This is a genomic window from Streptomyces sp. NPDC055243 (assembly GCF_044544025.1).
In the GTDB taxonomy this organism is placed as follows: Bacteria; Actinomycetota; Actinomycetes; order Streptomycetales; family Streptomycetaceae; genus Streptomyces.
This window is the reverse complement of record NZ_JBITWR010000014.1, coordinates 177534-191061: the sequence shown is the minus strand read 5'-3', so window position 1 is coordinate 191061 and position 13528 is coordinate 177534. Positions and strand designations below refer to the sequence as shown.

Here is a 13528-nt window from a genome sequence, read left to right as displayed (position 1 = left end):
CGCTGGCAGAGACACCAGGGAACCCCCTGTGCACACGCACCCAACCGCAGAAGTGAGGCGGCCCGAACACCATGGACAGTGCCGAGTACGAGCGTAAGATCGCGGCCCGTTTCGCCACCTTCGACCAGGACGGCAACGGCTACATCTCCCGTGAGGACTTCAGCACGGCGGCCGCCGCCCTGCTCACCGAGTTCGGCGCCACGGCACGCTCCGAGAAGGGACAGGCCCTCTACATCGGGGCCGAGGCCTTCTGGCAGGGCATGGCGGGGATCGCCGACCGTGACGGCGACCAGCGGATCACCAAGCCGGAGTTCGTGGGCGGCGCGGTGAAGCGCCTGCGGGACAACACGGACCGGTTCGCCGAGATCGCGCGGCCGTTCCTGGACGCCGTGATCGCCGTGGCGGACGGCGACGGTGACGGTTCGGTCAGCCCCGAGGAGGTCGGGCGCGTCCTGAAGGCCCTCGGTGTCCCCGAGGACATCGCGAGCGCCGCGGGCGGTTCGCTCGACACCGACGGGGACGGGCGGGTGACGGAGGCGGAGATCGTCGCGGCGTTCGCGGCGTACTTCACCGTTCCCGAGTGACGACTCGCGGGAGCGGCCGGGTGAACTAGCCCCGCGTGAACCGCTCCCGCAGCTTGTACTTGAGCACCTTGCGCAGTGTCTCGTTGCGGGGAAGGGCCTCCACCACCTCCAGTTGCTCCGGCAGCTTGTACGTGGAGAGTCCTTCCCCGCGCAGATACGCGGTCACCGACTCCAGCGTCAGGTGCCCCGCCCCGGGCCGCTGCTCGATCACCGCGCAGACCCGCTCGCCCCGTTCGGGGTCCGGGAGGCCGATCACCGCCGCGTCCCCCACGGCCGGGTGCCGGTGGAGCAGGTCCTCGATCTCCTTGGCGGAGATGTTCTCGCCCTTGCGGATGATGATGTCCTTGGCCCGGCCGGTCAGGACCAGGTGGCCGGACGCGCGCACGTGCCCCAGGTCGCCCGTGATCAGGAAGCCGTCCGCGTCGAAGACCCCGGCGCTCTGCACGGGGTCCAAGTACCCCTGGCAGACGGCCTCTCCGCGCAGCCGCACCTCGCCGTCGACCCCGGCGGGCACCTCCTTGCCCTCGGCGTCCGTGATCCGGATCTCCATCCCCGGCGGCGGCATCCCTTCCGTCGTCGCCAGGTTCTCGGCGGTGTCGTCCGGCGCGCCCATGGTGATCATCGGCACCTCGGTCATGCCGTACCCGTGGGTGAGCCGGCAGCCCATCTCGCGTACGACCGCGTGATAGATCTCCGGCGGCTTCGGCGCCCCGCCGCCCGCCAGGAGACGCAGGGTCGGGATGAGCTTCTCGCCCGGCGGCAGCTTGCGCTGCTCGGCCAGGAACATCGAGTAGAACGCGGTCGACCCGCCCGCCACCGTCACGCCGTGCCGCCGGTAGCCCGCCAGCGCGTCCGGCAGCGCGAAGTGCTCGAACATGACCGCGGGGAAGCCGTACAGGAGCAGCATCACCGTGTAGTCGGGGCCCGCGATGTGCGCGAAGGGGAACGCCATCGAGCCGACGTCGTCCGCCGAGAGGTGCAGCGCGTGCGCGAGGCACGAGCCGCCCGCGATCAGTGAACGGTCCGTGTGGAGCACGCCCTTGGGATCGGACGTCGTGCCCGAGGTCCAGTAGATCCAGCGCACGGACGTGCCGTCGGAGGGCGGCGCGGGCAGCACGGACGGATCGGCGTCCGGCAGGTCCTCGTACGCGTACGCCTGGAAGACGCCCCGTGCGCCGAGCCGTCGCGCCATCTCGGTGTGGTCGAAGCCGCGCCACACCCCCGGCACGAAGAAGTACTCGGCCTTCGACTCCCGCAGGGCGAAGCCGACTTCGCGGTCGCGGTAGAAGGGGATGACCGGCGACTGGACCGCGCCGATGCGGGCGAGCGCGAAGGAGAGCAGGGCGGTCTCGACGCGGGTCGGCAGCTGCCAGGCCACGACGGTGCCGGGGCGCACGCCCATGTCGTACAGCCCGGCGGCCACGCGCTCGCAGCGGTCGCGCAGTTCGCCGAAGGTCAGCGCCCGGTCGTCGGCCGGATCGGCCGCGGCCTGGAGGAGGACGGGGGCGTCGGGCGTGAGCGCGGCGCGGCGCTCGACGAGCTCCCAGAGGGTGCGGGACGCTCCCAGGTCGTAGGCGGTCTCGTGCTCCGAGGTCCTCATGCGATCCTCTCATGGCCGGCCCTGAACTGACGGGCAGTCAGATCGTGCCGAGAGCGTAAGGCTCACCGCCTTGTCGGTCCAGGGGTGCGGGGCTAGCCTGCCAACCGGCGGGCCATCTGACGGACCATCAGCTGACCCGGAGGAGTTGGAGAGACGACCGGAGGGAAGGGCCTGACGTGGACCTCACGTACACGGAGGAGGAGGAGTCCTTCCGGGCCGGGCTGCGCGCGTGGCTGGCCCGGACACTGCCCCAACTCCCGCCCCGCCCCGCTCCGTTGGACTGGCCGGGGCGCCGCGCCTACGACATGGGGTGGCAGCGCAGGCTGTACGACGCCGGGTACGCGGGCCTGCACTGGCCCGTCGACGCGGGCGGACGGGGGGCCACCCCCACCCAGCACCTCATCTTCCTGGAGGAGACGGAGAAGGCGGGCGCGCCCTACGTGGGGGCGAACTTCGTCGGGCTGCTGCACGCGGGCCCCACCATCGCCTCCGAGGGGACGGCCGGGCAGCGCGCCCGGTGGCTGCCGCCGGTGCTGCGCGGCGACGAGGTGTGGTGCCAGGGGTTCAGCGAGCCGGACGCGGGCTCCGACCTCGCGTCGCTGCGCACGCGCGCGTGGCGGGACGGCGACGACTACGTGGTGAGCGGGTCCAAGATCTGGACCTCGCACGCGGAGGTCGCCGACTGGTGCGAACTCCTCGTGCGGACGACGCCCGTGAGCCAGGACGTGCCCAAGCACCGCGGCATCACCTGGCTCGCGATGCCCATGGACGCCCCCGGGATCACCGTCCGCCCGCTGCGCACGCTCGCCGGATCGACCGAGTTCGCCGAGGTGTTCCTCGACGAGGTGCGGGTGCCGGTCGCCAACCGCGTGGGCGCGGAGGACGACGGCTGGCGCGTGACGATGGTGACGCTGTCCTACGAGCGCGGGACGGCCTTCGTGGGGGAGGTCGTCGCCTGCCGCCGGGTCCTGGGCGAGCTGGCCCGCGAGGCCCGCAAGAACGGGCGCTGGGACGACGCGGTGCTGCGGCGCAGGCTCGGCAGGCTGAGCGCGGAGTTCGGGGCGCTGTGGCGCCTCACGCAGTGGAACGTGAGCGAGTCGCAGCGGGCGGGGGGCGGGGTGCCGGGGGTCGGCGGGTCCGTCTTCAAGCTGCGGTACTCGCACGCCCGCCAGGAGCTCTACGAGGCGGCGGGCGAGGTTCTCGGCGCGGGCGCCCTCGACCTGGGCCACGAGTGGACCCTGGACCGGCTCTCCTCCCTCTCGTACACGATCGCCGCCGGGACCTCGCAGATCCAGCAGAACATCGTGGCCGAGCGGATACTCGGCCTCCCGAAGGGGCGGTGAGGGGTCGCAATGGACTTCCAACTCACGGAGGATCAGCGGGCGTTGAGGGGCGGGGTGCGGGAGCTCCTGGAGGGGCGGTTCGACGCGGCCGCGCTGCGGGGGGCGGCGGACTCCAAGGCCCCCGCCCTCGACCGGGCCCTGTGGCGGGAGCTGGGGGACGCCGGGTTCTTCTCGCTGCGGGTGCCGGAGGCGGAGGGCGGGGTCGGACTCGGGCTTGAGGAGGCCGTGTTGGTCTTCGAGGAGGCGGGGCGGGCGCTGCTTCCCGGGCCGCTGGTGGCCACGTTCCTCGCGGCGCGCGACGTCGAGGGCGCGGCCCAGGGGGCGACCGTGGTGACGGCCGTCTCCGGCGGGCTCGTCCCCTGGCTGGAGGAGGCGGACGTGGTCCGGGGGGGTGTCTCCGGGGCCGTTGCCCTGCGGTCCGTCGACCCGCTGACGCCACTGCACCGGGTGTCCGGCGACGGCGGTGAGGGTGGCGAGGGCGGCGGGGCGGCAGCGGAGGCGGACCTGCTGTACGCCGCCGAGCAGCTCGGCAGCGCCGGCAGGACCTGCGACATGGCCGTCCGGTATGCCCGTGAACGTACGCAATTCGGGCAGGCCATCGGAGCCTTCCAGGCCGTCAAGCACCTCTGCGCGCAGATGCTCGTCCGCACCGAGGTCGCCCGCGCCGCCGTGTACGCCGCGTCCGTCACCGGTGACGCACAGGAGATCGCGGGGGCCAAGCTGCTCGCCGACGACGCGGCGGTGCGGGGCGCGCGGGACTGCCTTCAGGTGCACGGCGGGATGGGGTTCACCTGGGAGGCCGACGTGCACCTGCACCTGAAGCGGGCCTGGGTACGGGCGGGGCTCGGGCAGTCGGCGGCGCGTGCGGAGGAGGAGCTGGCGGCGGCCCTGTGAGGCCCGTGGGGTCCTTGGTGCGGCGGAACTGCCCTGGGGCGGATGTGCGGAGAGTGATCGACTTGCCGGGTTCCCGAAGTGGGGGGAGGCTACTGAGCGTCGATACCGGGTTGTGTCCTAGGCGTGACTCGTCACGGCACGGAGTCGGGCTTCCGCTCCGGTACCTTGTGTGAGATGCGAGTGGTTCTGAGGTCGAGCCATGCCGGTGTTGCCCCTGAGGCGGCGCCGGGCCCGGCGATGCGTACCGTTCGCAGTGCAGGAAGGGGCTGTATGCCCGCCTGTTCGACCCCCCGCAGCGCGCGTCGCACAGTATGCCGCACGCGTACTCCTTCGCGCTGGAATATGCCTGAAGCGCTTGTTGGGGTGACTGAACGTCAACCATGCTGTCTCTCAAGGGGATCACGTTCCGTGACCCTGTGGAGTCGCGAGGCGATGTGTCCGCCGGTTCGGATGGTGTGAGCGGTGCAGGTGCTTCAAGTTCAGCTGGAGGTCAGGCCCGACCCCGCAGAGGTGGGGCGGGCCCGGAGGTGGGCGCGTTCACGGCTCGCCTGCTCCGGCATAGAGGTCGATGAGCCACTGGCCGAGACGCTGATCCTGCTGATCTCGGAACTGGTCACCAACGCGGTGGTGCACACCGGCTGTCCGGCCGTGCTGCGCATGCGGCTGCCGGACGTCCTGGACGCCGCCGAGGAGGAGGCCGGTGCCGCGGGAGCGGGTCCCGGCACGGTCCGCGTCGAAGTCGCCGACACCAGTGCGCGGCCGCCGAGGCCGCGGCACGCGGAGGGCGACGACACCAACGGCCGCGGCCTCGAACTCGTCGACGGCCTCGCCGACCGCTGGGGCTGGCAGGCCGAAGGTACGGGCAAGAGCATCTGGTGCGAGGTGGACCGGTGCGAGCCGGGGGTCGAGGCGGTCGCGTTCGACGGGACGACGTACGAAGACGTCGCGTACGAGGCGGTCTGAACCCCGCACGCCCGCACCGGGCGCCCGTATGCGCCGTCACGTGCCACGGTGCGCGGCCGTGCGCGGTCCGAACAAAAGCGGCATAATTCATTAATCACCGGACGGGTGTTGACGTACCGTGTCCGATTGATCACGCTTGTGTGCAGCGATTCGCCGCGAGGGGACGTCGAGGGACGGTGGCCTGTGGGTCCGGTCCTCGGCGAGATGTGGGTCGCCGACGGCGTCGGTCCCTTCGTGGCCGAAAGGGCAGGACTTGTGCGCCGGAGCCGGATGGCGGCGCGTGCGGCAGCGCGCTCGGGGCGGGAGCCGGGGCGCCGCCATCCGAACTCACAGCACCGCGACCGGGGCCACCGGCGTTCCCGTGCCGCCGGTGAACGGCTCGGGCATCGCGGAGAGCAGGAAGCCGTAGCGGGAAAGTTCTGCACAGGCTGTGGACAACTTTTCGAGATTCCAGTTCTGGCCCTGCAGCATCCCCATCTCCACCAGGTCGAGCGCGTGTACGGGCAGCCAGAGGTTCTCGATCTCGGGCGGGAAGATCTCGAAGGTCAGGGTGTCGTTGGCGACAGCCGCGACATCGCGCGCGTGGAACCACTCCGGGGTGCGGACCGACAGGCCGGGGGACGGATAGCCGTACGCGTGCTTGTCGCCCGCCAGGTAGGTCTGGATCTGTCCGGTGCGCACGAGGACGATGTCGCCGGCGCGGACGGTGAGCCCCGCGAACTCCTCCGCCTCCGCGAGGTCTTCGGGCGTCACCGCGTGGTCGCCGGGCAGCCGGTCGACGCCCTTGGCGCGGGCCACGTCGAGCAGGACCCCGCGCGAGACCACGTGCGCCACCTTGTCGATGCCGCTGAACCGGGCGCCGGTGTGGGCGGTGATGGTGTCCGCGGGGCGGCCGTTGTAGATCTTTCCCGAGTGTGAGGCGTGGGTCAGGGCGTCCCAGTGGGTGGCCGCCTGCAGGCCCATCGTGACGGCGTCGTCGCTGGTGGCGATGGTGCCGGGGCCGAAGAGCTCCTGGTTGATCTGCACCATCGTGTGGAGGGGGTTGATCCGGCCGGGTATCAGGCCGGTCTGGACGCCGTCCTCCTTGAGGGCCAGCGCGAGCGGGATGCGACGGCCGGTGCGGACGGTGGCGGCGGCCTCGCGGACGACCTCGTCGGTGATCAGGTTGAGCGTGCCGATCTCGTCGTCGGAGCCCCAACGGCCCCAGTTGTTCACACGTTTGGCGATGTCGTGGAACTCGGGTGGCAGCGACATGAGTCCTCCCTGGGGCTTGTCTTCGGGTATCTGACGGGTCATAGAATCTAACGGTCCGTCAGAAACCGCGGGAAGGGGCCGGACGTGGGGAACTTCTTGGCAGGCAAGGTGGTGGCCGTGACCGGTGCCGGGCGCGGCATCGGCAAGGCCGTCGCGCTCGCCGCCGCAGCCGAGGGCGCGAAGGTCGTCGTGAACGACTACGGCGTCTCCATGGAGGGTGCCGAGCCGACCAGTGAGATAGCCGACGGCGTGGTCAAGGAGATCCAGGCGGCGGGCGGTGAGGCCGTCGCCGTCGCCGACGACATCTCGACCATGGCGGGCGGGCAGCGGATCGTGGACGTCGCGCTCGCCGAGTTCGGGCGCATCGACGGAGTGGTGTGCGTCGCCGGCATCCTGCGCGAGCGGATGCTCTTCAACATGTCCGAGCAGGAGTGGGACCCGGTGGTCGCCACCCACCTGAAGGGCACGTTCACCGTCTTCAGGGCCGCGTCGGCGGTCATGCGCAAGCAGGGCACGGGCACGCTGATCGGCTTCACCAGCGGCAACCACCAGGGGTCGGTCGCGCAGGCCAACTACAGCGCGGCCAAGGGCGGGATCATCTCGCTGGTGCGGAGCGCGGCGCTGGGCCTGAACAAGTACGGGGTGACGGCGAACGCGGTGGCGCCCGTCGCGCGGACGCGGATGTCGGCCAACGTGCCCATGGAGCTGAAGGAGATCGGGGAGCCGGAGGACGTGGCCGCGCTCGTCACGTATCTGCTGAGCGACCGCGCCCGGGAGGAGAAGATCACCGGGCAGGTCTACACGGTCGCGGGGCCGAAGATCGCCGTATGGGCGCAGCCGCGTGAGCTGCGGGCTGGATACGTGGAGGGCGGCTGGACGCCCGAGAAGATCGCCGACTTCCTGCCGGGGACGGTGGGGGTCGACCCGATGCCGATGCTGGCGCAGCTGGAGGCGATGGCGAAGGCCGCCGCCGCCAAAGACCGGCCGAACGCGTAGGCGGGGCGGTGGAGTTCGGGTTCGACGCGGCGGACGAGGAGTTCCGCGCACAGGCGCGGGCGTGGCTCGGCGAGCATCTGACAGGGGTGTTCGCCGGGGCGGTGGGCCGGGGCGGGCCCGGCAGCGAGCACGAGGGGACGGAGGAACGCCGGGCCTGGGAACGGGAGTTGGGCCGGGGCGGCTGGATCGGTCTCGGGTGGGGCTCGGGAGCGTACGGGAACCGGCAGGCCACGCTGACCCAGCAGGTCGTGTGGGCCGAGGAGTACGCGCGGGCACGGGCACCCGGACGCCACGGGCACATCGGCGAGAACCTGCTGGCGCCGACGCTCCTGGCCTACGGCAGCCAGGAGCAGCGGGACGAGTTCCTGCCGCCCATCGCGCGCGGCGAGGCGCTGTGGTGCCAGGGGTACAGCGAACCCGGGGCCGGATCGGACCTGGCGGGGCTGCGGACGGTGGCGGTGCGGGACGGTGACGCGTACCGCATCACCGGGCAGAAGATCTGGACGTCACTCGCGCACGAGGCGGACTGGTGCTTCGTCCTCGCACGGACGGAGGCGGGGTCCCGTGGGCACCGGGGGATCTCGTTCCTGCTGGTGCCGATGGACCAGCCAGGGCGTATCGAGGTGCGGCCCATCCGGCAGCTGACGGGGACGAGCGAGTTCAACGAGGTCTTCTTCGACGGGGCGGTGGCGCGTGCCTCGCACGTGGTGGGCGGTGCGGGTGACGGGTGGCGCGTCGCCATGGGCCTGCTCGGGTTCGAGCGGGGGGTGTCCACGCTCGTGCAGCAGATCGGGTTCGCGGAGGAGCTCGGGGGCGTGGTCAGGGAGGCGGTCGACAGCGGGGCCGTCGATGATCCCGTGCTGCGGGACCGGCTTGTGCGGCAGTGGGCGGAGCTGCGGGTCATGCGGTGGAACGCGCTGCGTACGTTGGGGAGTTCGGGGAGTTCGGGGAGTGTGGGCAGGGCTGGTGGCTCGGGTGGGGACGCGGGGGCGCCCAGTGTGGCCAAGCTGCTGTGGGGCGGGTGGCATCAGCGGCTGGGGGAGCTGGCCATGGAGGTGCGGGGGGCCGGGGCTGCCGTCGGCCCCGGGGACTGGAGCGAGAGCGCTCCGTACGAACTCGACGCCCTGCAGCGGCTCTTCCTCTTCACGCGGGCCGACACCATCTACGGCGGCTCGGACGAGATTCAGCGGAACATCATCGCCGAGCGCGTGCTCGGCCTGCCGAGGGAGGCGAAGGCGCGATGAGGGGTGTCGTTTTCGACAGGAGCAGGGCCGAGGGGAGCAGGGTCGAGGTCGTCGACGACCTGGAGATACGGGAGCCGGGGCCGGGGGAGGTGCTGGTCGCGATCAAGGCCGCGGGGCTGTGCCACAGCGACCTGTCGGTGATCGACGGGACCATTCCCTTTCCTTCGCCGGTGGTGCTCGGGCATGAAGGGGCGGGGGTGGTGGAGGCCGTCGGTGCGGGGGTGACGCATGTGGGGGCGGGCGATCACGTTGCCCTCTCGACCATCGCCAGCTGCGGGGCCTGCGGGGAGTGCAACCGGGGGCGGCCGACGATGTGCCGGCGGGCCATCGGGATGCCGGAGCAGCCGTTCTCGCGTGGCGGGAAGCCGATCCATCAGTTCGCGGCGAACTCCGCGTTCGCGGAACGCACGGTGGTGAAGGCCGTGCAGGCCGTGAAGATCCCGGAGGACATTCCGCTGACGTCGGCGGCGTTGATCGGATGCGGGGTGGTGACGGGGGTCGGCGCCGCCCTGAACCGCGCGAAGGTGGACCGCGGGGACAGCGTGGTGGTGATCGGGACCGGAGGCATCGGTCTCAACGTGCTCCAGGGGGCGAGGATCGCCGGGGCGACGCGGATCGTGGCGGTGGACGCGAACCCCGAGAAGGAGGGGGTGGCGCGGCAGTTCGGCGCGACGCACTTCTTCGGGTCGGCGGAGGCGGAGGGGGTGAGGGAGCTGCTGCCGACGGGGGCCGACCACGTCTTCGAGTGCGTGGGGCGGGTCGAGCTGATCCGGCAGGCGATCGATCTCCTGGACCGGCACGGTCAGGCGATCCTGCTGGGGGTGCCGCCGGCCACGGCCGAGGCGTCGTTCGTGGTGTCGTCCCTGTTCCTGGACAAGTCGATCCTGGGCTGCCGCTACGGCTCGGCACGCCCGCAACGGGACTTCGCGCTGTACGCGGAGCTGTACCGGGAGGGCCGACTGCTGCTGGACGAGTTGGTGACGGAGACGTACCCGGTGGAGGACTTCGCCAAAGCGGTGGGGGACGCGGAGGCGGGGAGGGTGGCGCGGGGGGTGCTGACTTTCTAGGGGGCATTTGCGGGTGTGTCTGTGGGTGGGTGTTGCGGGTCTGGTTCGTGGGTGGGGTGTCTGTGGGTGGGTGTTGCGGGTCTGGTTCGTGGGTGGGGTGTCTGCGGGTGGTGTTGCGGGTCTGGTCCGGCTGTGGGTGCGGTGCCGCGCCGGTATGTCCGTCCTCGCTATCGTCCGGTGGCCGCGAGGGTGCTTCGGCACCGGAGCGCCGCGAGCCGTGCTCCGGGCGGACATACCGGCACGTCCCCTCCCGCGCGCTGCCGCCTGCGGATGCCGCGGCCAATCCCCCTACCCGCCCCGGCCCGTACGTTCCCCGCCCACCTCCGTCACGCGGACCGCCCACCCACCCGCCCATTCACCCCTTGGCGCCGCGGGGCAATCGTGCGGGAAGGCTTGTTCGTTCAGGGGTTGGGTGCGGGGTGATCGGGCGGGTGGGTGGGAGAGGTTTGTTCGTTCAGGGGTGGATGCGGGGTGATTGGGTGGGTGGGAGAGGCTTGTTCGGTGGGAGGCGGGTGCGGGGGGCCGGGGTTACCGCGGGGGCCCGGCGGGTACGCCTTCGCGGAACGTGCGGCGGTAGGCCGTCGGCGTGACGCCCAGCGCAGCCTGCAGGTGCTGCCGCATGGACTGGGGCGTGCCGAAGCCCGCGTCCCGGGCGACCTGGTCGACGGAGAGGTCGCTGGACTCCAGGAGGTGGCGGGCCCGCTCGACCCGCTGCTGCGCAAGCCACTGGCCGGGGCTGATCCCCACCTCCTCGCGGAAACGGCGCGTGAAGGTGCGTACGGACATGGACTCCTGATCCGCCATGTCGCGGAGCTGGATCGGCTCGTGGAGGCGGGCGAGCGCCCACGCCCGAGCGGAAGTCGTCGTCGCGAACTGCGGCTCCGGAACGGGGCGTTGGATGTACTGGGCCTGCCCGCCGTCCCGGTGCGGAGGCACCACCGTACGGCGCGCGACGTCGTTGGCGACCGCCGATCCGTGGTCGCTGCGTACGACATGGAGGCAGAGGTCGAGCCCCGCCGCCACACCCGCCGACGTGAGGACGTCCCCGTCGTCGATGAACAGCACCTCCGCGTCCACCGTGATCCGGGGGAAGAGCCGCTGGAAGTGCTCCGCCGACGACCAGTGCGTCGTGGCGGTGCGGCCGTCGAGGTAGCCCGCGGCGGCGAGGACGTAGCCGCCCGTGCAGATGGAGATCAGGCGCGTGCCCGGCTCGATGTGGGCGAGGGCCGCGGACAGTTCCTCGGTCAGGCGGCCCTCCTCGTAGACCGGACCCAGCTCGTACGAAGCCGGGATCACCACGGTGTCCGCGCCGGCCAGGCACTCCGGCCCGTTCTCCACGAGGATCGAGAAGTCGGCGTCCGTGCGCACCGGGCCCGGCGGGCGGACGGAGGCGGTCACGACCTCGTACAGATGCTCGCCGTCGGCGTTCCTCGCGCGGCCGAAGATCCGCTGCGGGATGCCGAACTCGAACGGGATGACGCCGTCCATGGCCAGGACCACCACTCGGTGACGTGCGCCGGTCGGATGTCCGCTCGCTGAAGCCATGGCCCGATTCTAGCTAATGCTGTCTTTTGGGCCACTCGTTCGGGCAGCTAAGGGCCCGGATGCTGTTGTCGTGACCCAGACAGACGTGAATCAGCCGGTCGAGGCGCTCCCGCGGGCGCCGGGGCGGCGGCCCCGCATCCACCGCGCGTGGTTCGTCGCCGCCGTGACCTTCGTGACGATCATCGGTGCCGCGGCGTTCCGGTCCCTGCCGGGTCTGCTCATCGATCCGCTGCACGAGGAGTTCGACTGGTCGCGCGGCACGATCGGCCTCGCGGTCTCGATCAATCTCGCGCTGTACGGGCTCACCGCACCCTTCGCCGCCGCGCTGATGGACCGCTTCGGCATCCGGAGGGTGGTCGCGGTCGCGCTCGTCGTGATCGCGCTCGGCTCCGGGCTGACGGTGTGGATGGAGTCCGCCTGGCAGCTCCTGCTGTGCTGGGGGCTGCTCGTCGGGCTCGGCTCGGGGTCCATGGCGCTGGCCTTCGCCGCCACCGTCACCAACCGGTGGTTCACCACGCGGCGCGGCCTCGTCACCGGCATCCTGACCGCCGCCTCCGCCTCGGGACAGTTGATCTTTCTGCCGGTGCTCTCCTGGATGGTGGAGACGTACAAGTGGCGGCCCGCCGCGGTGACTGTTGCTCTGGCGGCGCTCGTCGTCGTCCCGTTCGTGTGGCTGCTGCTGCGCGACCACCCGGCGGACGTGGGCCTCAAGCCGTACGGCTCCGAGGAGTTCGTGGAGAAGCCCCCGCCCGCCACGGGGGCCGCGCGGCGTGCGGTCACGGTCCTCTTCAAGGCGGCCCGCACCGGCCCGTTCTGGCTGCTCGCCGGCACCTTCGCCATCTGCGGTGCCTCGACGAACGGCCTGATCCAGACGCACTTCGTGCCCGCCGCGCACGACCACGGCATGCCGATCACGGCGGCCGCCTCGCTCCTCGCCGTCATCGGGATCTTCGACGTCGTGGGCACGATCGCGTCCGGCTGGTTCACGGACCGCTTCGACGCCCGGCGGCTGCTCGCCGTCTACTACGCGCTGCGCGGCATCTCGCTGCTCTTCCTGCCGCTGCTCCTCGACGCGACCGTGAACCCGCCGATGATCTTCTTCATCGTCTTCTACGGCCTCGACTGGGTGGCGACCGTGCCGCCGACCCTGGCCCTCTGCCGCGAGCAGTACGGCGAGGACAGTGCCATCGTCTTCGGCTGGGTGCTCGCGTCGCACCAGGTGGGAGCCGCGCTCGTGGCCGTCATCGGCGGAGTCGTGCGGGACACCTTCGGGTCGTACGACGTGATGTGGATCGCCTCCGGGGCGCTGTGCGCGGCGGCGGCACTGATGGCGCTGGTCATCCGGCGCGTCGGTGCGGAGAAGCCGGGCGACGAGAAGGTGGTGGAGGGCGCGCTCACGTAGCGGGCGCGTCGAATCTGCCGAACTTGCCGAACTTGCCCCGGTGGAACAGGAGCGGTTCGCCGTCGTCGGTGGCGCCGAGCGCCTCCACCCGGCCGATCACGATCAGGTGGTCGCCGCCGGTGTGCACCGCCTGGATCGTGCAGTCGATCCAGGCCGGTACGCCGGTCAGGCGGGGCGAGCCGGTGACGGGCGCGGAGTCGTACACGACGCCGGCGAACTTGTCGGCGCCGCTCACCGCGAAGCCGCGGCAGAGGGCGCCCTGGTCGGCGCCCAGGACGTTCACGCAGAAGACGCCCGCGCGGGCGATGCGCGGCCACGTCGTCGACGTACGCGCGACCATGAACGAGACCAGGGGCGGGTCGAGGGAGAGCGAGGAGAAGGACTGACAGGCGAACCCGGCGGGGCCCGGATCGCCTTCGGATGCCGGTGCCGTGACAACGGTCACGCCGGTCGCGAAGTTCCCCAGCACGCGCCGGAACTCGCCCGCGTCGAGCGGCGCCCGCTCGTCGTCGCCGACCGCCCGCAGCTGCGGGCGCGGAAGGGCTTCGACCGGGCCGGTGGTGGTCGGTGCGCCGACCGACCTGAGGTATCGGACGGCAGTGGCCGCCATCCCTGCATGTCCCATCACGTGAACCA

The 13528-nt window shown here is 71.7% G+C and carries 12 protein-coding genes; 8 read left to right on the top strand and 4 right to left on the bottom strand.

All coding sequences use genetic code 11. The features are described from left to right. Nucleotides 1–71 precede the first annotated feature (71 nt). Nucleotides 72–584, top strand: coding sequence for an EF-hand domain-containing protein (locus tag ACIGXX_RS33430; RefSeq protein WP_351162685.1), 513 nt, complete (start codon nt 72–74; stop codon nt 582–584). Between the two features lie 25 nt (nt 585–609). Here the strand turns inward: ACIGXX_RS33430 and ACIGXX_RS33425 are convergent, their stop codons facing one another. Then, nucleotides 610–2184, bottom strand: coding sequence for an AMP-binding protein (locus ACIGXX_RS33425; RefSeq protein ID WP_361466139.1), 1575 nt, complete (start codon nt 2182–2184; stop codon nt 610–612). A 176-nt stretch (nt 2185–2360) separates the two neighbouring features. Between ACIGXX_RS33425 and ACIGXX_RS33420 the strand changes: the two genes are divergently transcribed. From ACIGXX_RS33420 to ACIGXX_RS33410, 3 genes are all read left to right on the top strand, one after another. Continuing rightward, nucleotides 2361–3527, top strand: coding sequence for an acyl-CoA dehydrogenase family protein (locus ACIGXX_RS33420; protein WP_361466142.1), 1167 nt, complete (start codon nt 2361–2363; stop codon nt 3525–3527). 9 nt (nt 3528–3536) lie between these two features. Then, nucleotides 3537–4421, top strand: coding sequence for an acyl-CoA dehydrogenase family protein (locus tag ACIGXX_RS33415; protein ID WP_399981285.1), 885 nt, complete (start codon nt 3537–3539; stop codon nt 4419–4421). A 462-nt stretch (nt 4422–4883) separates the two neighbouring features. Then, nucleotides 4884–5384, top strand: coding sequence for an ATP-binding protein (locus tag ACIGXX_RS33410; RefSeq protein WP_351162693.1), 501 nt, complete (start codon nt 4884–4886; stop codon nt 5382–5384). Nucleotides 5385–5711: 327 nt separating this feature from the next. On the opposite strand, the gene ACIGXX_RS33405 is transcribed toward ACIGXX_RS33410, so the two are convergent. Beyond that, nucleotides 5712–6638 carry a cyclase family protein gene (locus tag ACIGXX_RS33405; RefSeq protein ID WP_351162695.1) on the bottom strand — a complete coding sequence of 309 codons (927 nt, stop codon included), beginning with the start codon at nt 6636–6638 and terminating at the stop codon, nt 5712–5714. An 84-nt stretch (nt 6639–6722) separates the two neighbouring features. Between ACIGXX_RS33405 and ACIGXX_RS33400 the strand changes: the two genes are divergently transcribed. From ACIGXX_RS33400 to ACIGXX_RS33390, 3 genes are read left to right on the top strand one after another with little or no spacing between them, the layout of a single operon-like run. After that, nucleotides 6723–7634 (top strand): SDR family oxidoreductase, encoded by a 912-nt coding sequence (locus ACIGXX_RS33400; RefSeq protein ID WP_351162697.1) that lies wholly within the window; start codon nt 6723–6725, stop codon nt 7632–7634. Nucleotides 7635–7642: 8 nt separating this feature from the next. After that, on the top strand, nt 7643–8878 hold the full coding sequence (locus ACIGXX_RS33395) for an acyl-CoA dehydrogenase family protein (protein ID WP_399981279.1): 1236 nt from the start codon (nt 7643–7645) through the stop codon (nt 8876–8878). Then, a complete protein-coding gene (locus ACIGXX_RS33390; RefSeq protein ID WP_361466153.1) occupies nt 8875–9945 on the top strand; it encodes a Zn-dependent alcohol dehydrogenase in 1071 nt (356 codons plus the stop codon). The genes ACIGXX_RS33395 and ACIGXX_RS33390 overlap by 4 nt, the downstream gene beginning before the upstream one ends. Before the next feature lie 528 nt (nt 9946–10473). Here ACIGXX_RS33390 and ACIGXX_RS33385 read toward each other — a convergent pair. Then, on the bottom strand, nt 10474–11490 hold the full coding sequence (locus ACIGXX_RS33385; RefSeq protein WP_361466156.1) for a helix-turn-helix domain-containing protein: 1017 nt from the start codon (nt 11488–11490) through the stop codon (nt 10474–10476). Nucleotides 11491–11506: 16 nt separating this feature from the next. Here ACIGXX_RS33385 and ACIGXX_RS33380 point away from each other — a divergent pair, with 16 nt between their 5' ends. Next, nucleotides 11507–12892, top strand: coding sequence for an MFS transporter (locus ACIGXX_RS33380; RefSeq protein ID WP_383819154.1), 1386 nt, complete (start codon nt 11507–11509; stop codon nt 12890–12892). On the opposite strand, the gene ACIGXX_RS33375 is transcribed toward ACIGXX_RS33380, so the two are convergent. After that, complete coding sequence (locus tag ACIGXX_RS33375) at nt 12885–13502, bottom strand: flavin reductase family protein (RefSeq protein WP_351163248.1); 618 nt, start codon at nt 13500–13502, stop codon at nt 12885–12887. The two genes, ACIGXX_RS33380 and ACIGXX_RS33375, sit on opposite strands and share 8 nt — an antisense overlap. Between the last annotated feature and the right edge of the window lie 26 nt (nt 13503–13528).